This window comes from Dyella sedimenti, assembly GCF_022760995.1.
GTDB classification, from domain to species: Bacteria; Pseudomonadota; Gammaproteobacteria; order Xanthomonadales; family Rhodanobacteraceae; genus Dyella; species Dyella sedimenti.
In genome coordinates this window covers 126982-146331 of record NZ_JAKWJO010000006.1, presented here as the reverse complement: position 1 = coordinate 146331, position 19350 = coordinate 126982, and the positions used below count along the sequence as shown (strand labels likewise).

Annotated in this window: 17 protein-coding genes; 7 read left to right on the top strand and 10 right to left on the bottom strand. The window is 70.0% G+C overall.

All coding sequences use genetic code 11. The features are described 5' to 3' along the window. Positions 1–320: 320 nt before the first annotated feature. The 3 genes from MJ605_RS13775 to MJ605_RS13765 all read right to left on the bottom strand — a co-directional run bounded on the left by MJ605_RS13775 (position 321) and on the right by MJ605_RS13765 (position 2036). Positions 321–794, bottom strand: a complete 474-nt coding sequence (locus tag MJ605_RS13775) for a bacteriohemerythrin (RefSeq protein ID WP_243042109.1) — start codon at positions 792–794, stop codon at positions 321–323. A gap of 188 nt (positions 795–982) precedes the next feature. After that, a complete protein-coding gene (locus MJ605_RS13770) occupies positions 983–1453 on the bottom strand; it encodes a bacteriohemerythrin (RefSeq protein WP_243042108.1) in 471 nt (156 codons plus the stop codon). A 151-nt stretch (positions 1454–1604) separates the two neighbouring features. Continuing rightward, on the bottom strand, positions 1605–2036 hold the full coding sequence (locus tag MJ605_RS13765; protein ID WP_243042107.1) for a hypothetical protein: 432 nt from the start codon (positions 2034–2036) through the stop codon (positions 1605–1607). 149 nt (positions 2037–2185) lie between these two features. Between MJ605_RS13765 and MJ605_RS13760 the strand changes: the two genes are divergently transcribed. The 4 genes from MJ605_RS13760 to MJ605_RS13745 all read left to right on the top strand — a co-directional run bounded on the left by MJ605_RS13760 (position 2186) and on the right by MJ605_RS13745 (position 7185). Beyond that, positions 2186–2572, top strand: a complete 387-nt coding sequence (locus tag MJ605_RS13760; RefSeq protein ID WP_243042106.1) for a BlaI/MecI/CopY family transcriptional regulator — start codon at positions 2186–2188, stop codon at positions 2570–2572. A gap of 1 nt (position 2573) precedes the next feature. After that, positions 2574–4535 (top strand): M56 family metallopeptidase, encoded by a 1962-nt coding sequence (locus MJ605_RS13755; RefSeq protein ID WP_243042105.1) that lies wholly within the window; start codon positions 2574–2576, stop codon positions 4533–4535. Positions 4536–4660: 125 nt separating this feature from the next. Continuing rightward, entirely contained in the window at positions 4661–5962 is a 1302-nt protein-coding gene (locus MJ605_RS13750; protein WP_243042104.1) for an ABC transporter permease, read from the top strand. A gap of 8 nt (positions 5963–5970) precedes the next feature. Then, entirely contained in the window at positions 5971–7185 is a 1215-nt protein-coding gene (locus tag MJ605_RS13745; protein ID WP_243042103.1) for an ABC transporter permease, read from the top strand. Between the two features lie 63 nt (positions 7186–7248). Here MJ605_RS13745 and MJ605_RS13740 read toward each other — a convergent pair whose 3' ends face one another. Continuing rightward, on the bottom strand, positions 7249–9582 hold the full coding sequence (locus MJ605_RS13740; protein ID WP_243042102.1) for a S9 family peptidase: 2334 nt from the start codon (positions 9580–9582) through the stop codon (positions 7249–7251). 252 nt (positions 9583–9834) lie between these two features. Between MJ605_RS13740 and MJ605_RS13735 the strand changes: the two genes are divergently transcribed. Then, positions 9835–10245 carry an acyl-CoA thioesterase gene (locus tag MJ605_RS13735; RefSeq protein WP_243042101.1) on the top strand — a complete coding sequence of 137 codons (411 nt, stop codon included), beginning with the start codon at positions 9835–9837 and terminating at the stop codon, positions 10243–10245. Between the two features lie 11 nt (positions 10246–10256). On the opposite strand, the gene MJ605_RS13730 is transcribed toward MJ605_RS13735, so the two are convergent. The 3 genes from MJ605_RS13730 to MJ605_RS13720 form a co-directional block, all read right to left on the bottom strand. After that, positions 10257–10622 carry a hypothetical protein gene (locus MJ605_RS13730; protein ID WP_243042100.1) on the bottom strand — a complete coding sequence of 122 codons (366 nt, stop codon included), beginning with the start codon at positions 10620–10622 and terminating at the stop codon, positions 10257–10259. 129 nt (positions 10623–10751) lie between these two features. Further along, positions 10752–11879: an FAD-dependent oxidoreductase gene (locus MJ605_RS13725; protein ID WP_243042099.1), complete on the bottom strand. Its 1128-nt coding sequence runs from the start codon at positions 11877–11879 to the stop codon at positions 10752–10754. Between the two features lie 81 nt (positions 11880–11960). Next, a complete protein-coding gene (locus tag MJ605_RS13720; protein WP_243042098.1) occupies positions 11961–12860 on the bottom strand; it encodes a LysR family transcriptional regulator in 900 nt (299 codons plus the stop codon). 105 nt (positions 12861–12965) lie between these two features. Here MJ605_RS13720 and MJ605_RS13715 point away from each other — a divergent pair, with 105 nt between their 5' ends. Beyond that, positions 12966–13958, top strand: a complete 993-nt coding sequence (locus MJ605_RS13715; protein ID WP_243042097.1) for an aldo/keto reductase — start codon at positions 12966–12968, stop codon at positions 13956–13958. A 179-nt stretch (positions 13959–14137) separates the two neighbouring features. On the opposite strand, the gene MJ605_RS13710 is transcribed toward MJ605_RS13715, so the two are convergent. Beyond that, on the bottom strand, positions 14138–15226 hold the full coding sequence (locus MJ605_RS13710; RefSeq protein ID WP_243042096.1) for an oxidoreductase: 1089 nt from the start codon (positions 15224–15226) through the stop codon (positions 14138–14140). Positions 15227–15345: 119 nt separating this feature from the next. Between MJ605_RS13710 and MJ605_RS13705 the strand changes: the two genes are divergently transcribed. After that, positions 15346–15750 (top strand): cupin domain-containing protein, encoded by a 405-nt coding sequence (locus MJ605_RS13705; RefSeq protein ID WP_243042095.1) that lies wholly within the window; start codon positions 15346–15348, stop codon positions 15748–15750. A 10-nt stretch (positions 15751–15760) separates the two neighbouring features. Here the strand turns inward: MJ605_RS13705 and MJ605_RS13700 are convergent, their stop codons facing one another. Beyond that, the gene (locus MJ605_RS13700; RefSeq protein WP_243042094.1) at positions 15761–17071 is read right to left on the bottom strand and encodes a Xaa-Pro dipeptidase; all 1311 of its coding nucleotides are present in this window, start codon (positions 17069–17071) and stop codon (positions 15761–15763) included. 67 nt (positions 17072–17138) lie between these two features. Beyond that, entirely contained in the window at positions 17139–19286 is a 2148-nt protein-coding gene (locus MJ605_RS13695; protein ID WP_425601019.1) for a penicillin acylase family protein, read from the bottom strand. Between the last annotated feature and the right edge of the window lie 64 nt (positions 19287–19350).

The window sequence follows — 19350 nt, the reverse complement described above, 5'->3', positions numbered from 1 at the left end:
TGGGACGCGGCGGGCGTTTCGACGTCCTGACGGGCTCTGAGCGATGTGATGAATACAAGCTTTGGAGCTTGCCGCCAGCCGGATCAATGACGTGCTACCTCGAACGGCGCCGCTACCCCGCAACGCGCCATAGCGATGAGGAAGCGCAGCACTGCGGTAGATACAAGCCTTGCAGTTCTCGCAAGCCGAATCCGCGTCTCCTTCCGCCACACACCGCGGCTACACCGCGGGGCGGCGATGGACTGAGGGCTTAGAGCCTGTTCGAACTCTTGCAGGGGGTTGGAAGGGGTGTGCCACGAGCCGTCCGCGTCGTGCCCTCCTCAGGCGCCCTTGTGCCCGAAGAACCGGCGCAGCGCCACGGCCAGCCAGCCGTTCTCGCGGGTATCGGCGGTCAGGTGCAGCATGTTGCGCCTGACCGAGTCCACGTAGGATCGGTCGTCATGGCGGATGTGCTCGAACAGCCAGCGCGTCAGCAGGGTCTGCAGCTCGGTCGCGATGTCCTCCCCCTGGCGGAAGCGCTCCTTGTACCGGCGGATGCGGGCCGCGAAGAGGTCGTGCAGCCGCTTGTGCGGATCGACGAACTCGTAGCCGGCATCCTCCATCAGCGCTTCCTCGAAGGTGAAGTGCGACAGCGTGTAGTCCACCAGTTCTTCCAGCACCAGGGCCACCGCGTCGCGGTCGCCTTGCGCCTGGGCCTCCCGCAAGGCGTTGGCGATGGTGACGATGCGCCGATGCTGGTGATCGATGACGTCGATCCCGGTGTTGAGATCCTCCTGCCAGACCAGTGCTGTCATTGCGCCCTCCCCTCGGCGATCCATGGCCGGGCAACAGATAGCGGCGTTCCCTGACAGACGAAATGATCTGCGTCATAGCTGACGCTGATGGCGATGAACGGCACGGCGCGCCCGGCGTTTACCCGGCCATGCGCCCGAGGGGTGCGGATACGGTGGCGTCTTGCGCGGGGCCACCGGCTGCCGGATAGCTAGTGCCGGCCGCCGAAGAAGCGGCGCAGCGAGCGGGCCAGCCAGCCGCCCTCGTGTTCGTCGGTACCCATCTCGTGCATGTGGCGACGCACCGAGTCGACGATGGCCTTGTCGTCGTTGCGGATATGGTTGAACAGCCAGTGCGAGAGCGTGTGCAGCAGCTCGTGGCCGATGTCCTCGCCGGCGCGGAAGCGCATCTGGTACTCGGCCACGCGCTTGACGAACACCTCGTGCACGCGCTTGTGCGCGCGGGTGAATTCGTAGCCGGCGTCCTCCATCAGCGATTCCTCGAAGGTGAAGTGCGACAGCGTGTAGTCGACCAGCTCGTCGAGGATGTCGTTCAATTCCTGCCGGTCATGGGAATCCATGGCGTCGTGCAGGTGGTTGATCATGTCGACGATGCGCCGGTGCTGGTTGTCGATGACCTTGATGTTGGTGTTGAGATCGTCTTGCCAAACCATGTAGGGCACGTCGCACCCTCCCTTGTGCGTAGGTCCGTCCATTGGCGGACAAACGGGTGGGCACCGGGATGACGTGCATCAAGAGCAAGCTTTCACCGCCTTCATTGCGACACTAAGCCGCATTAACGAAGACTCAAGTTCGACGGCATGCCGCCGGTGCTTACCTCGGCCGTAGCGGGACGTATACCGAGGCCACGTTCGAGGCCGCGCCGCCGGCGAAGACGTAGGTCGTCACCTGGTATCCCGCCAGCCGGGAGCGCGCGTCGTAGACCGGCGTGCTGGCGCTGACGGGACCATTGCCTGCCGGCGTGGGCACGCCCGCGCCATCCGACAGCTCGCTCTTGCCGAAGCTGGCGCCGGTCGGGATCTCCAGCAGATTGAACGTCTTGAGCACGGCGCCGCTGGCCGGATCGCGCGCGACCAGGGTCGACACGTAGCCGTTGGACACGTACTCCAGGCAGGCGCCGCCGCAGGCGTTGGTGTTGAATGGCGGCGGCACGTCGAGCTTGTGCGTACCGGCCGTGGCCGCACCGCCGGCGGACACGGCGATGGGCCATCCCAGCAGCACGACCGCGAAACCTGGCTTGCGCATGGCAATCTCCTTGCGATGGAGCGTGGCGCCTTGCGGTCAAGCCTGCCTGGGCTCGGCGGCCACGTCCAGGCACCCATCCGACGACCTATTGACTACAGTTGTAGTCATGGCGTAGCGTGACTACACGTGTAGTCATGAGGGGAATGGCAATGGGCAAGCCAACCATCGGCGACCAGGAGCTGGCGCTCCTGCAGTACCTCGCCGAGCACGGCGATGCATCGGTGGGGGAGGTCGCGGCGGGCTTCGGCGAGCCACGCGGCCTGGCCCGTTCCACCGTGCTGACCATGATGGAACGCCTGCGCGGCAAGGCCTACCTGCGCCGCCGCCAGGTGCAGGGGGTATACCGCTACAGCCCGGCCACCGGCCCGGGCGAAGTGATGCGCAGCGCGGTGGGCCAGTTCGTGGAAAAGACCTTGAGCGGCTCGGTATCGCCCTTCGTGGCGTGGATGTCCGAACGCGGCAAGGTCAGCGACCAGGAACTGGCCGAACTCGAAGCGCTGGTGACGCAACTGCAGTCGCGACGCAAGGAGACCTGACATGTCATCGTTCCTGCCGTTTGCCGAACAACTGGTGGGCCGCCTGGCCTGGACTTCATTGCAGGCCGCCGTGCTGGTCGGCCTGGTGTGGCTGGCCGGGCGCCTGTTGCCTCGGCTGAGCCCGGCCACGCGCTCGATGCTGTGGTGGCTGCTGGGCGTGCAATTGCTGCTGGGCCTGTTCGCGCCCGTGCCCGTCTCGCTGCCGCTGCTGTCGTCGCCGCCGGCTCCCATGGCCGCATCAATCCTGGCGGCGACTCCCGCAGCGCCCAGCGAGCACCAGATCAACAGCTTTGCCCATGGCTCATCCCCCACTGTCCAGGATGCGTCGGAGGACGCCGCGAGCACCGTTGCCGTGCCGGCGGATCGGTCGCCGCACTGGCAGCCGGTCGTGCTGGCGCTATGGCTGTCCGGCGTGCTGGTGCAGTTGCTCGCCGCCTTCCGCCAAGGCCGCGAGGCCAGGCGGGTAGTGCGCGAGTCGTGGCCGGTGGACGATCCGGCATTGCGCTCCGCCTGCGTCGCCCAGGCCCATGCGATGCGGCTGCGCCGCTGCCCGGCGTTGCGCGTATCCGACGCCATCCGCTCGCCGCAGGTCAGCGGCCTGTGGCGCCCGGTGGTGCTGCTGCCCGCGCAACAGGGGCTGACCCCGGAGGAAACCGCGCTGGCGCTGGCCCACGAGCTGACCCACCTGCGCCGCGGCGACCTGTGGATGGGCTGGGTGCCGGCGCTCGCGCAGCGGCTGTTCTTCTTCCATCCGCTGGTGGCCTGGGCCATGCGCGAATACGCCTTGCACCGCGAGGCGGCCTGCGACGCGCAGGTGATGGAACGGCACGACGCCGCGCCGCAGGACTACGGCCGCCTGCTGCTGCGCCTGGGCGTGGCGCATCCCCTGCATGCGGGCCTGGCCGGCGCCTCGCCGACCTTCCACAACCTGAAACGGCGGCTCACCCTGTTGCAACTCGATCCGCGCGACGCCACCTCGCGTACACGGGGCTGGCTGCTGGTGGCGGCGGTCGCGGCGGTGGGCGTGCTGCCCTATCGGGTCACCGAGGCCCGGCCGGAACCCACCGGCGCCGCCACCGCGCCACAGCCGGCCGCGGCGGCCTCCGCCGCCGCCCCCGCGCCATCGGCCGGCGCGGCCACGACGGCGCCCCGGCATGCCGACGCCCAGGCATCCGCCTGGCCGTCCCCACCACCGGTACCCAAGACGCCACCCGTGCCGCCGGTGCCGCCGACGCCCATCACGCCGGCTACCCCGGCCACGCCGCCGACGCCGCCCACCCCCATCATGCCTCCCGCGCCGCCGCCGGTCGTCTTCACGGATACCGATGGCTTCCATGCGCACCACGTGGATATCGATACCGACGACCATGCGGTCTTTGGCTTCGCCGCGCTGGACGACGACTCGGTCATCGTCAACGGCAGCAGCGCCGACCTGGCCGCGGCGCGGCGGCTGCGCGACACGGGCAAGCCGCTGGTGCTGTTCCGCCGTGGCGGGCAGGCCTACGTGATCCATGACGCGGCCTACGTGGCGCGCGCCAAGGCGGCCTACGCGCCGGTCACCGAGCTGGCCCGCGAGCAGGGCAGGCTCGGCGGGGAACAGGGACGCCTGGGTGGCCAGCAGGGGGCGATCGGCGCCCGCGAAGGTGCGCTGGGCATGCGCCAGGCCGCCCTGGCCACCCGCGAGGCCACGCTCGCCATGCAGGCGGCGCAGGGCACCGCCGAAAAGGACCTGGCCGCCGAACGCGCGTCGCTGCGCGCCGAGATGGCGCAGCTCGACAAGGAACGCGAGGGACTGGCCCACGAGCAACAGGCGCTGGGCCGGCAACAGGCGGACCTGGGCAAGCAACAGGCGACGCTCGGCCGGCGCCAGCAGCAGGCCGGCGCCCAGGCCAGCGAGCAGATGAGCCGGCTGCTCGACGAAGCGCTCGCCAAGGGCGTGGCACAGCCGCTCGGCCCTCGCTGACCCGTTGAACACGTCGCGCCCGCCGGTACGGCGGGGCGGCGCGGCAGCCCTTTCCATCCCCGGGCTCCGGCGCAAGCCGGGGCGCGGCACCGTGCGGCCCGCCACCAGGCCGCCAGGAGAGTCCCATGCTCGGCTACTACGCGGCGATCGCCGCGCACAACCTCAGGCGGAACAAGGCGCTGGCAATGCTGATGGTGCTGGTGATCGGGCTGGGCATCGGCGCCAGCATGACCATGATCACGGTGTTCCACGTGCTGTCCGGCGATCCCCTGCCCGGGCGCAGCGGCCAGCTTTATGCGCCCCTGATCGATCCGCGCCCGCTCGCGCACGACCGCGCCGAACAGGCCATACCCGATGGGAACTTCACCTGGCCCGACGCAATGAACCTGCTGCACGCGGCCCGCGCGGATCGCCAGGCCGCCATGGCCGGCGGCGCGGTGCCGGTGCGGCCCGCGCAGGCGGGCGGCCTGCCGTTCTACGAAACGGGCCACTACGTCACCGCGGATTTCTTCACGATGTTCGGCACCCCTTTCACCGCCGGCGGCGGCTGGAGCGCGCAGGACGACGAGCAGCGCGCGCGCGTGGTGGTGCTCGACCGCGAGCTGAGCCGCCAGTTGTTCGGCGACGCCTCGGCCGTGGGCCGCTCGGTACGCCTGAAGGACACCGACTTCCGCGTCGTCGGCGTGCTCGACGGCTGGCACCCGCAGCCGCAGTTCTACGCGCAGATCGACAGCCGCGCATTCGGCCGCACCGACCAGTTCTTCCTGCCGCTGTCCACCGCGCTGGACCTGAAGCTGGATTTCAGCGGACGCTTCGCCTGCTGGGGCGACAGCGGCGACACGCGCGACAGCGACCACTGCAGCTGGCTGCAGTTCTGGGTGCAGCTGGACAGCGCCGCCAAGGCGGGCGCCTACCGTGAGTTCCTCGCCGGCTACTGGCGCGAGCAGCAGGCGCATGGCCGCTTCCCGCGCCCGGTGGACGCGCAGCTCTACGGCCTGATGGACTGGTTGGCGCACGAGCACGCGATACCCGACGACCTGCGCCTGCAACTGGCGCTGGCGCTGGGCTTCCTGGGCGTGTGCATGCTCAACGTGATGGGGCTGCTGCTGGCCACCTTCCTGCGCCGCGGCGGCGAGATCAGCGTGCGCCGCGCCCTGGGCGCGCGGCGGCGCGACGTGTTCCTGCAACTGGGCATCGAGGCCAGCGTGATCGGCCTGGCCGGCGGACTGCTCGGCCTGGCCATCGCCTGCCTGGGCCTGTGGACCGTGCGCCAGCGACCGGACGGCTATGCCCAGCTGGCGCAGATGGACGGCGCCATGCTGCTGCAGACCTTCGTCCTGGCGATCGTCGCCAGCGTGCTGGCCGGCCTGTTGCCGGCCTGGCGTGCCTGCCGCATCCCGCCGGCCCTGCAGCTCAAGACCCAGTGAGGACTGTCATGCCGCACTCGCCCCTGCTCGCCAGCCTCACCCGCCACAAGCTCACCGTGCTGCTGATGGTGCTGCAGGTGGCCTTCACCTGCGCCATCGTGTGCAACGCCGCCGCCATCATCGGCCATCGCCTGGTGCAGATGCGCCAGCCCAGCGGCGTGGCGGAGGACGCCGTGGTGATGCTGGAAAGCATCAGCGTGGACGACCGCGAGGATCCGCTGGTGCGCCACCAGGCCGATCTCGCCGCCCTGCGCGGCCTGGCCGGCGTGCAGGCAGCCGCCGGCGTCGATGCCCTGCCCTTCAACGGCTACAACTGGAGCAACGGCATCGCCACCGAGCCCAAGGGCCAGCCGCGGCTCACCGCTACCGCCTTCAACGGCACGCCGGGCGAGCTGGCCACGCTGGGCCTGCGTCTGGTCGCCGGCCGCGACTTCCTGCCGGAGGAATACCTGCCCATCGACACTGCCCACGACTGGAACGGCATCAACCACGTGCCTTCCACCATCGTGACGCGCGCGCTGGCCGAGCGGCTGTTTCCCGGACAGGACCCGCTGGGCAAGCTGATCTATCCGGGCGACGGCCCCGTGCGCATCGTGGGCGTGGTGGACCACCTGCTGCGGCCGGTGCTGGACGAGAGCGGCGGCAGCGAATACGCCACGCTGTTTCCCCTGCTACCGGACGACGGCGGCATCAACTACATCCTGCGCACCGCGCCGCAGGACCGCGAGCGCGTGCTCAAGCAGGCTGCGGAGACGCTGACGCGGCTGGACGGCAACCGCGTGCTGCGCCATCCACGGACCTTCAGCCAGCTGCGCAGCGACTACTTCCGCCGCGACCGCACCATGATCGGCCTGCTGCTGGCCGCCGCGCTGGGCCTGCTGCTGGTGACCTCGGCGGGCATCGCCGGGCTGGCCAGCTTCTGGGTACAGCAGCGGCGCCGCGCGATCGGCGTGCGCCGCGCGGTAGGCGCCACGCGCCGGGACATCCTGCGTTACTTCCAGGCGGAAAACGCGCTGATCGTCACCGGCGGCATCCTCGCCGGCGCGGTGCTGGCCTATGCGCTCAACCTGCTGCTGATGACGCACTATGCATTGCAGCGGCTGCCCTGGTTCTACCTGCCGGTGGGCGCGGCCCTGCTGTGGCTGCTGGGGCAACTCGCCGTGCTGGGACCGGCGCGGCGAGCCTCGGCGGTGCCGCCGGTGGTGGCGACGCGGTCGGGGTGAGGGTTGGGCCAGGCCCGCAACCTCTCCCCAGCCCCTTTCCCGACAGGAGAGGGGCTGGGGCGATCACTCCTTTGGCGGCTTCATCGCGTATTCCTTCGGCGGCGTGTCGCCGGCGAGGTAGCGCACGAAGTAGTCCCAGCGCCGACGCATCATGTAGTTGCCGGCCGCGCCGTAGCCGTGGCGGGCGTTGGGGATCAGCAGCAGGTCGAAGTCCTTGTTGGCCTTGATCAGCGCATCCACCACCAGCAGCGTCTCGTAGGGCGGCACGTTGTCGTCCATGGTGCCGTGGGCCAGCAGCAGGTGGCCCTGGAGGCCGGTCGCGTGGTTCTGGTTGGCCTGGTCGTCGTAGTTGCCTTTGCCGTCCTTGCCGGTGGTCAACAGGCCCTGCCACTTCTCGGCCCAGTCGTCCTCGTAGTTGCGGTTGTCGTGGTTGCCGCTCTCGGCGATGCCCACCTTGAACAGGTCGGCATGGCGGAACATCGCCGTCACCGTGGCGTTGCCGCCGCCGGAATGGCCCCAGATGCCCACGCGCCCCATGTCGATCCACGGATAGCGCCTGCCCAGCTCCTTCAGGCCCGCCACCTGGTCCGGCAGGGTGTTGTCGCCGATGTTGCCGTAGTAGGCGTCATGGAAGGCCTTGGAACGCCACGGCGTGCCCATGCCGTCGATGGCCACCACGACGAAGCCCAGCTCGGCCAGCGCCTGGTGGTCGCTGCGCGCGGGATTGAAGCTGCGCGAGCCCACCGAGCCGGTCTGCGGGCCCGGATAGACATAGTCGATGATCGGGTACTTTTTGCTGGGATCGAAATGCGTGGGCTTGAACATCAGGCCGTACAGGTCGGTCTTGCCGTCGCGCCCCTTCACGATGAACGGCTCGGGCGGCTTCCAGCCGGTGGCGAGCAGGCGCGAGAGGTCGGCCCGGGCGATGGTGCCAAGCACGCGGCCATCGTCGGCGCTGCGCAGCACCGTGACCGGCGGCGTGGTCGGCGTGGACCAGGCGTCGGCGAACAGACGTCCATCCGGCGACAGGGTGATGGTGTGGTCGGCCGGCTCCGGCGCCAGCAGCGTGGGCGCGCCGCCGTCCAGGCTGACCTTGTAGAACTGCTGATAGTAGGGATTCACGCCCTGCTCGCGGCCCACGCCGCGGAACCACAGCGTGCGGCTGTTGGGATCGACCCGCAGCACTTCGGTGACGTTGCCCTCGCCGGTGGTGATGGCGTGCTTGAGCTTGCCGCTGTCCAGGTCGTAGAGGTACAGGTTGCCCCAGTTGTTGCGCTCGCTGAACCACACCACCTCGTGGCTTTCGGGAAGGTAGTGCCAGTTGACCTTGCCGTTGCCGCTCTCGTAGTAGGTGGGCACGCTTTCATCGAACACGGTGCGCACCTCGCCGGTGCGCGCGTCGGCGACGCGGAACCAGGCCTGCTTGTGGTCGCGCGAGCTGGAGACGAAGGCCAGCGTGGCGCCGTCCGGTGCCCATTGCACGTCGTCCCAGCCACCGTCGCGGCCGCAGCTGACGTCGTCGCACAGGGTGGAGCGGTGCTGGTCCGGCTCCATCTTCAGGCGCAGCACCTTGCGGCCGGCCACGTCGACGATGACGCGCTCGATCATCGTCACGTCCTGGTCGCCCACCAGCGGATACTTCCACGTCTCCACCTTCGGATGGCCGACGTTGGTGCCGACGATCACCATGTCGCCGGTCTTGCGCTGGTCCTGCTGGAAGGTGGCGATCCGACGGGAATCGGGCGACCACACCAGGATCGCCTTGTTGGTGTGCTTCCAGCCAGCGTTGTCGGTGGCGTAGCCGTCGTTCTCCACGCCGTCGAAGGTGAGCTGGGTCTCCTTGCCGGTGGCGACGTCGCGCAGCCACAGGTTCCAGTCGCGCACGAAGGCCTCGCTGCGCTTGTCGGGCGAGGGCACGCCGGGCTCGTGGCCCGGCCCTTCGGCGTTGTCGTCCCTGCCGGCGGCGCAGGCATCCAGCGCCGCGTCGCACAGGTAGTGGCGGCCCTTGAGGTCGACGTCGAGGCGGGCGTCGGCCGCGACCTCGAAGCCGGTCAGGCCCAGCCTGGCGGCATTCACCGGCTTGCCCAGCGCCTTGCCGAGCGCACCGGCGAGCCTGGCGTGGTCGAACGCGGGCGCGGCCTTGCCGGTGGCGGTGTCGTAGCGCAGGTACCGGTCGCCCTTGGCGTCGTGGTCGCGATACCAGAAGTGCGTGGCGTCCAGCCAGGTCACGCTGGGTACCGCGTGGTCGACCAGCGGCGTGGTGTTGTAACCCACGTAGCGCTCCGCCCTGGCGTAGTCCTCGTCGGTGAGCGTGCGGCCCTGCGCGGCCACGCCGGACGCCAGCACGCCCATCGCCAGCACGCCCAGCAAGCGCGCGCCGTACTTGTTCGAAACCATGCGTTCCCCCCAGGCTCAAGGTGTTGCGCAGGCGCCATGCGCGCGCCGCGACGAACCCTTCATCCTACTGGCGGGGGGCGGCAAGGCACCCCTGCCATTGGTCCCGCGCGCGGACCGGCGACGCGCATCCCGGCCACACCCGTCCGGCAAGTTCGGCGACAATATGCCGCGTCATCCGACGCCCATGGCGCATGTCCGCTTAGCACCCGGCCCGACGCCCGCCCCCATCCACCCGCCCGCATGAATCCCGCCATGAGCCAGACCCCCGCCATGACCGACCAGCCGCTGCCCGAGGCCCGCCTGCTGGAGATGGTCTTTCCCGACCACACCAATCACCTGGGCACGCTGTTCGGCGGCCAGGCGCTGGCGTGGATGGACAAGGCCGCCTTCATCGTCGCCTCTCGGCATGCCCGCCGCACCGTGGTCACCGCCCGTTCGGAGGAGGTGAACTTCCGCGTGCCGGTGCGCAAGGGACAGCTGGCCGAACTGGTGGCGCGCATCGTGCACGTGGGCCACAGCTCGATGACGGTGGAAGTGGAGCTGACCGCCGAGGATCCGCTCACCGGTGACCGCCGCGTCTGTACCACCGGCCGCTTCGTGATGGTGGCGCTCGATTCCAACGGCGCGCCGGCCACCGTGCCGGCGCTGCCGGGCGCCGGCTGACACGGGGATCGTCAGCGCAGGTGCAGCCAGTGCAGGTGCACGCCGTTGGCGCGGTCCTCGGCGCGGAAACCCTCGCGGCTCTCGGCCACGATGCCCCACAGGCTACGCATGCCGTCGCCCTTGGGCACATCCACCCGCACGTGCTCGCCCATCGGGATGGGGAAGCGCGTCTCCAGCATCATCACCTGGTCGCGTTCCCACACCAGCACGGCCGGACGGGCGGTGGTCGCGCCCCAGCCGAGATGGACCTGCACGTCCCTGGGCTCGTAGGTGCCCCGGTTGTCGAGCTTCCATTCCTCGGAACGGCGCAGCAGCGCCTGCAGGCGCGGATCGTTCCAATCCACGCGGTTGTTGGTGTGGGGCTTGCGGGCGGTCATGCGTCGGGGGACATCTCGTGGGGCGGATACGTCGCGGCGCGGGCCGCGCCCGCGCAGGTGACGTGACCGTCACGGACGTATGGCGAGCTATCCGCATTATCGACGCCCCACCGGGAAACTTGAGCGTGGCTAGGGATGCACCTTCAGCGGGTGGTCAAGTCCGCCCACGGTGCGCAGCATCAGCTCCCGCGCGAAGGAAAGGTGCCCAGCCAGCGGTATCACGCCATCGCGCACGCGCCGCAGCCACGGCGTGCGCCCATGCACGAGGCGCGTGATTGCGCCAATACGCCGCACCACCGACCGGTGCACCGCGTGGCGCAGGACGGCGTAGTCGCGCAGGCGCGCCATGTCGCCCGCCAGCGCATCGGCCGCGCAATCGGCGAACACGTAGGCATCCTCGATGCCCAGGTTCATGCCGCGCGCGCCGATCGGCGAATGGATGTGCGCCGCGTCGCCGCCCAGCGCCACGCGCCCCACCCCGGCGCGCGCGGCGACGCGGTGGCCGATGTGGAACTGCGATTGCCACGCCACGCCGTCCAACGTGCCGTAGCGGCGCAAGGTGGCCAGCGGGTCGGCGGTGTTGCCGATCACCCGCCAGGTGGCACCGGCCAGTCGCAGCACGAAGATGAAGCCGGCGGGCTCGAACAGCACGTGCGCGCGCCAGGGATCCAGCGGCGTCTGCATGCCGATGTCCCACAGCAGCCACGGCTCGGGCAGGTTGCTGCCGGCGAAGTCCAGCCGCAGGGCGTGGCGCGTGGCGCTGCGCGCGCCATCCGCGCCGAACAGCAGCCGGGACTGCGCCTGTTCCTGGCGGCCGTCGGCATGCCGCAGGGTGGCCGTCACCCTCGATTCGTCCTGCGCCAGCGCCAGCAGGGTGGCGCCCCGCTCCACCGTCACGCCCTGGGCTTGCAGGGCGTCGGCCAGCAGGGCCTCGGTCCGGGCCTGCGGCAGCACGGTCATGGCCTGCCGCACGCCCAGCGCCGCGGGCAGGTCCAGGGCGAGCACCTCGCGGTCGCGTTCGTGCAGGCTGGCGCCCTTCACCGCCCAGCCCTCCACCACGATGCGGTCGGCCACGCCGGTTTCCTGCAGTACTTCCAGCGTGCGGCTGTTGACCGCCAGGGCCTTCGAATACACGTTGGGCTCGGTCGCGCCATCGACGATGCGCACGGCAACGCCACGCCGCGCCAGCAGCAAGGCGGCGGCCAGCCCGGTGGGGCCGGCACCGACGATCAGCACATCCACCTGCGGCGATGCCATGCGCTTGCCTCCTGTCAGCCGGCAGTCTGCCGCCGCCGTGCGTTGCGCCGACGTCAAGGCGGCGTGGCAGGCCCGGCCCGGTCAGGCTAGGTCGCGCAGCAGTTCCGCCACCCAGTCGATGAACACCCGCAGACGCAGCGGCAACTGGCGCTGCGAGGGGTAGAGCACGCTCACCGGCAGGACCGGCGGCGGCATCGCCGGCAACAGCTCGACCAGGCGGCCATCGGCCAAGGCCTCCCCGATGCGGTAGCGCGGGAATTGCGCGATGCCCAGGCCCGCCTCGCAGGAGGCGAGGTAGGCCTCGGTGCCGCTGACGGTCACCCGCGAGGGCAGCATCACCTCGCGCATGCGCCGCCCCGCCATGAATTCCAGTGGCGAGAGACGGCGCGTGGTGGGCGAGGCCCAGTTCACCGCCACGTGGCCGTGCTGCAGCTCGGCCAGGCTCTGCGGCAGGCCGTGCCGGCGCACGTAGTCCGCGCTGGCGACGGTGGCCTGCGACATGCTGGCGAGGCGGCGCCCCACCATGGTGGAGTCGGCCAGGTCGCCCGCGCGCAGCACGCAGTCCACCCCTTCCTGCACCAGGTCGATAAAGCGGTCGCTGGTGCCGATGTCCAGCTCGATCTGTGGATAGCGCGCGAAGAAAGCCGGCAGGGCCGGGATCAGCGTATGGCGCGCCAGCGAGGAGGCCAGGTCGATGCGCAGCCGGCCCTTGGGCACCACCGCGGCCTCGCGGAAGTCGGCCTCCACCGCATCGAGGTCGGCCAACAGGCGCACGCAATGGTTGTAGTACACCTCGCCGTCCTGGGTGGGACGCACGCGGCGGGTGGTCCGCTGCAGCAGGTGTGCGCCCACGTGCTCTTCCAGGCGCTTGATGGTGTGGGTGAGGGTGGCGCGCGGCAGGCTCAGGTCGTCGGCGGCGCGGGTGAAGCTGCCCAGCTCGACGATGCGCGTGAAGACCCGCATGGCTTGCAGGCGGTCCATGGCGATTGTTGGCCGTTTCGATAATAGACATGGCGATTATTGAGCATTTATCGCGCCCCCGCCATGGCGAACAATGCATGTCTTTCCCCCGCCAGGACACCTGTGATGCAAATGCGACAGCTGGGCCAGCAAGGCCCCTCCGTCTCCGCCCTCGGCCTCGGCTGCATGGGCATGAGCGACTTCTACGGCGAACGCAACGACGCCGAGTCCATCGCGACCATCCACCATGCGCTGGAACGCGGCATCAACCTGCTCGACACCGCCGACATGTACGGCCCGCACACCAACGAGGTGCTGGTCGGCAAGGCCATCGCCGACCGCCGCGAGCAGGCCTTCGTGGCCACCAAGTTCGGCATCGTGCGCGATCCGGCCAACCCGTCCCTGCGCGGCGTGAACGGCCGCCCCGAGTACGTGCGCGCCTCCTGCGACGCCAGCCTCAAGCGCCTGGGCCTGGACCATATCGACCTGTACTACCAGCACCGCGTGGACGCCAGCGTGCCCATCGAGGAAACCGTGGGCGCCATGGCCGAGCTGGTGAAGGCCGGCAAGGTGCGCTACCTGGGCCTTTCCGAGGCCTCTGGCGCCACCCTGGAACGCGCCTGCAAGGTGCACCCGATCGCCGCGCTGCAGGTGGAGTTCTCGCTGTGGACACGCGATCCGCAGGAGAACGGCATGCTGGACGCCTGCCGCCGGCTGGGCGTGAGCCTGGTGGCGTACTCGCCGCTGGGCCGCGGCTTCCTCACCGGCGCCTACGCCAGCCCGGACGATTTCGAGGCCGACGACTACCGCCGCCAGAGCCCCCGCTTCCAGGGCGAGAACTTCCAGCGCAACCTTGAACTGGTGCACAAGGTGCAGGCGCTGGCCGCCGAGAAGGGCTGCACGCCCGCGCAGCTGGCGCTGGCCTGGGTGCTGGCGCAGGGCCAGGACGTGGTGGCCATTCCCGGCACCAAGCGCCGCGATCGCCTGGACGAGAACCTCGGCGCGCTGGGCGTGTCGCTCAGCGATGACGAACTGAAGGCGATCGATGCGGTGTTCCCGCCCGACGTGGCGGCCGGCCCCCGCTATGCCGAAGCGATGATGCACATGGTCAACATCTGATCCGCCCCGAAAGCCGGAGACGCTTTGGCCCTACCCCAGCTGTGGGCGTCGGCTGATACCGGCCTTGCCATCGCCCGGGCAATCTATGCGGGCCGTGCGCTCCCTCGGGTGCCCGGCATACCCTGGGGCCGATCGCACCCCTGATCGGCCCACCGGCCCCCGCAAGGGGGCCTTCTTTTTCAGGGAGTGTCCACGCCGCCGGCCCAGGCCGCGCGTTCCTCGTCCGACCAGGCTGGGGAAACGGCCTGCCCGGTCGCCGCGGCCTCCATGACCGCCTCCAGCACGGCCATCACCGAGGCCGCCTGCCAGGGTGGCACCGGGTTCGGTCCTTCGCCGAGCAGCGCTTCGCGCAGGGCCTGGTAATAACGGCGCTGGTCGCCCGCCGGCACCGGCAGCCGCGACGCCTGGCCACTGCCGTCGTACAGCCGCATGTCGTCCGCGTCCTCGCCCCAGCCGGCGGCGCCGGGCCGCATGCCGGCCAGCAGCTGGGCCTCCTGGCGATCCGCCTGCGCCTTGAGCAGGCTGCCGCGCGCGCCGTGCAGCATGAAGCGCGCGCCGCCTCCCGCCACCAGCATGCCCGCGTGCAGCACCACGCGGCGCTGGCCGTACTCCAGAACCACGTGCGCCCAGTCGATGGTTTCCCCACCCTCGCGCTGGATCGCCAGGCTGGCCAGTACGCGGTCGGGCAGGCCGAACAGCAGCAGGGCCTGGTCCACCAGGTGCGGCCCCAGGTCGTACCACAGCCCGCTGCCGGCGCCGCGCCGCTCGCGCCAGCGCGCGCGCACCTGCGGGCGGAAGCGGTCGATATGCGATTCGACGTGCATCACCTCGCCCAGCACGCCCTGTGCCAGCACCTGCCGCACGCCGAGGAAGTCGCTGTCCCAGCGCCGGTTCTGGAATACCGAAAGCACCCGTTGCCGCTGCCCGGCCAGCACCGCCAGCGCACGCGCCTCGGCGAGGTCCAGCGCGAAGGGCTTGTCCACCACCACGTGCTTGCCCGCCTCCAGCGCGGCGCGCGCCAGGGGCGCGTGGGTGTCGTTGGGCGTGGCGATCACCACCAGGGCCACCGCAGGGTCGGCCAGCGCCTCGCGCAGGTCCGCCACCACGGCCACGCCCGGCAGGTCGGCATGCACCTTGCCCGCATCGCGCGACACCACCACGGCCAGGTCCAGGCCAGGCACGCCGCGGATCAGCGGTGCATGAAAGGTCTTGCCGGCATAGCCGTAGCCGATCAGCGCCACGCGGATCGGCGGGGAAGTGGAATCCATGGGCCACCCTCACGAAGAACCAGGCCGCCCATGGTAAGCCATGGTCCGGGCGGCTTCGCGCCGGCGTAACGATCCAGCGCGCACGATGCGGCGCGTCCACGCGTGCCGAGGAGACCACCATGCTGCTTCGCCCCGTTGCATTCGCCGCGATGTTCGCCACCCTGGCGCCCGCTGCCTGGCTGCATGCCCAGGCGGCCCCGCAGCCGACGCGGACCATCCTCGACACGCACGATGAGAGCGGCGTGCCCGGCAAGCAGATCGTGATCGGCACGGCCGAGCTGCCCGCCGGCGGCGTGATCGGCTGGCACGAGCACGCGGGCGACGAATCGGGCTACGTGCTCAAGGGCAACCTGGTATTGAAGACGCGCGGCAAGCCCGACCAGGTGCTGAAGGCCGGCGACCATTTCTTCAACCCGCGCGGCGCGGTGCACAGCCTGGCCGCCGCGCCCGGCACCGACGGCGGCGTGGCGCTGTCCACCTGGGTGGTGGACAAGGGCAAGCCGCTGGCCGAGCCGGTGAAGTAGGCACAGGCGCTCAGCGCGCGAGGTCGTTCCTGTCCACCGCGCCGCCCTTCATCACGAAGCCCACGTGTTCGAGCTGCGTGATGTCGCCCAGCGGATCGCCCTGGACGGCGATGAGGTCGGCGTAATAGCCGGGGGCGACGGCGCCCACCTTGTCCTTCATGTCGAGCAGGTCGGCGGCGTTCACCGTGGCGGCCTGGATGGCCTGCATCGGCGTCATGCCCCAATGGGTCATGACGGCGAACTGCCTGGCGTTCCAGCCGTGCGGATAGACGCCCGCGTCGGTACCGAAGGCGAGCTTCTCGCCGGCCTTGACCGCGCGCTGGAAGTTCTCGCGCTGCAGGCGGCCCACGCGCTTCTCCTTCTCGATGGTGGACGGCGGAAAGCCTTTCTTGGCGTACTCGCTGAGGATGTAGTCGTCGTTGTAGACGTCGAAGTCGAGATAGGTGCCGTGCTGCTTGGCGAGCTTCAGGCCCTCATCGTCGATCAGGCTGCTGTGCTCCACCGAGTCGACGCCGGCGCGGATGGCCATCTTGATGGCCTCGGCGCCGTGCGCGTGGGTGGCCACCTTCTTGCCCCAGCGATGCGCCTCCTCGACGATGGCGTCCATCTCCTCCTGCGAATACTGCGGCGCGCCCACCGATGCCTCGGCGCTCAGCACGCCGGCGCTGGCCATGAACTTGATGACGTCGGCGCCGTGCTTGACGTTCTCGCGCACGCGATGGCGGACGGCATCCACGCCGTCGGCGACGCCATTGATGTCGTGGAACTCGATCCACGGCGAGAAACCCGTGGTGCCGTCGGCATGGCCGCCGGTGGCACCCAGCGGCGGGCCGGACACCAGCATGCGCGGACCGGGGATGTCGCCCCGGTCGATCGCGTTGCGCAGCGCGACGTCGACGTAGTCGTCCGCGCCGAGATTGCGCACGGTGGTGAAGCCGGCGTCCAGCGTGCGCTTGGCGTAGGTGGGCGCCAGGATCGCCGAGTCGATGGCGCTGCGCTTGAGGATCGCCTCGTAGTAGTCGCCCTTGACCTCGCCCGGATCGCCGGTGAGATGTACGTGGCAATCGATGAGGCCGGGCAGCAGGGTCGCGCCGCCCAGGTCGATCAGCCTGGCGCCAGCCGGCACCTGGCCGTCGTAGCGCACCTCGGTGATGCGGTCGCCGTCGATGACCACGATGGGGTTGTCCCTCACCTTGCCGGCCTGTACGTCCACCAGGTGGGCGGCGCGCACCACGATGCGCGCGGGCGCGTCGTCGGCCCTGGCGGCGACCATGGGGGCAAGGGCCAGGGCGATGGCGACGAGCAGAGGCGGCAAGCGCATGGGGCGGGATCTCCGTAGGCGGTGGGGGATGAACGCGGTATTTCCCGCGAGGCATCTTAGAGCCTGTTCACAGGCCCGGGTGGTACACCTTCTCGACGTGGCCTTGCAGGTCCTCCGGCCAGAAATACACCGGGCGCAGGTTGCCGGTGGTGTAGCGCTCGGCCTCGTCGTTGAAGTGCGGCGAGTCGGGATGGCCGCTCTCGCCGCCGGCGGTGATGGCGCGCGCGCTGACCTTCGGGCCGAATTCCACCACCGCCACGAAACTGTTGCCGCTGGTGCCGTAGTAGCGCCGCGTGCCGGGCCAGCGATGCGCGCCGAACGAGGCGAGCGAGCCCCAGCGCGAGGAAGTGAACGGCACCGGGAGGCTGGGCCTGGCGTCGTCGAAGGGCTGCGCCAGGTCGCCGTTGAGGCGCTGGTAGCGGTTCACCTCGCCCCACGGCACACCCCAGCTGCCGAAGTCCTTTTCCAGTCGTGCGCAGGCTTCGACCAGCGCGGCGAGGCGCGCCTTCGAGCCCGCGCGTTCGGCCATGATGTCGTACACGGAAAGACCCTCGGACACGTCCGACTTGTCCACCTCGTCCCACAGCGTGTCGCCCCAGAACACCGCCAGTGTGGTCGGCATCGAGGCAATGCCCCAGCGGTAGTCCCAGTTGCGCAGCAGCGCAATGGGGCCGGCGAGCCTCGGCTTCAGCGGATCGCCCGCCGGCAGCGCATCGTAATCGGCCACCAGGATGGGGATCTGCCGCGCGAACGCCGGCAGGTAGGCGTCGAACGCCGCGCTGATCAGCGCGGCCTGGGTGAAGTCGCGCTTGCCGCTGAGCACCATGGTGGCGTGCAGGCCGCGCGGGTTCTCGCCCACGCTGTCCATGTAGCGCGGATAGTCGGCGCGCCTGGGGCTGGACGCGCCCGCCGCGGAATATGGCCAGTCATTGGTGTTCATGATCCAGCCGTTGGCCGGATCGAGCAGGTGCGGCGCGGCGTCGAGCGGCAACAGGCCCTGCCAGTCGGTGGCCGGATCGCTGCCGTCCACCGGCCGGGTGTAGTCGAAGCGGTCGTCGCGCCGGGGGATGAACTGCGGATGCAGGTACGCGATCTCGCCCTTGTCGTCGGCGAAGATGGTGTTGTTGGAGGAATTGGCCTTGAGCGCCGCCACCTGCAGGTAGCTGGCATAGTCGCTGGCCTTGGTGCGCAGCCAGCTCTGCTCCAGCGCTTCCAGTGGCTTGTTCATCAGCGCGGTGGCGATCCACTTGCCGCCTTCCTCGCGCACGATGGGTCCGTGGTGGGTGGCATAGGTGGTGAACACGCGCTCGCCCATCGCGCCGTCCGGCCGGCGGTAGGCCACGCGGATCTCGCGCGTGGCCACCGGGCGCAGCGCCTTGCCGTAGCGGTAGCCCAGCTTGCCGCCGTCGCGCACGATGGTCTCGGCGAACTCGTCCACCACGTCGGCGGTGGTGGAGGTGTGCATCCAGCCGATGTGCCGGTTGAAGCCTTGGTAGACGAAGAACTGGCCCCAGGTCACCGCGCCGTAGGCATCCAGGCCCGCATCGCTGCTCATCTGCAGCTCGGAGCGGAAGAAGAACGAGGTGTGCGGGTTGATCAGCAGCAGCGCATGCCCATTGGCGGTGAGCCGGGGCGCGATGGCGATGCCGTTGGAGCCGGTAGGCTCGGCCCAGCTCGACGGCGTGTCGGCGAAGGCCACCTTGTCATCGGCCTTGCCGTAGAACGCCTGCAACGACTTGAGCGAGACGCGCTCGATGTCGCCGCCGATGCTGCCCTCGCTGAAGCTCAGCGCCATCCACGGCTCGAAATGGGTAATGACGCGCGGATGCACCTGCGGATGCGCGGCAAGGTACGCGTTGAGGCCGTCGGCCCAGGCGTCCATCAGCGCGCGCAGCCAGCCGGGGCTCCTGGCGTACAGGCGCTTGAGTTCGGCCGGGTCGATCCACAGCCGCTGGCGCAGGTCGGACCAGATCGCCTTTTCGCCCTCGGCCTGGGCCAGCCAGCCCAGTGCATTGAGGTAGTTGGTCTCGACGCGGTTGAAGTCGTCCTCGGCCTGCGCGTAGGCCACGCCGAACACCGCGTCGGCATCGGTCTTGCCGTGCACGTGGGCGATGCCCCAGTCGTCGCGGGTGATGGTGACGGCCTGGGCCTCGGCGTGCCAGCGGGCCTGGTCGCTGGACCGGGCCATGGCGCTATTGCCCAGCGAGAGCAACATGGCGAAGGACAATGCCTGGATGGCGCCAACACGCGCGAGCAAGGATGAGGGTCTGGAGATCACG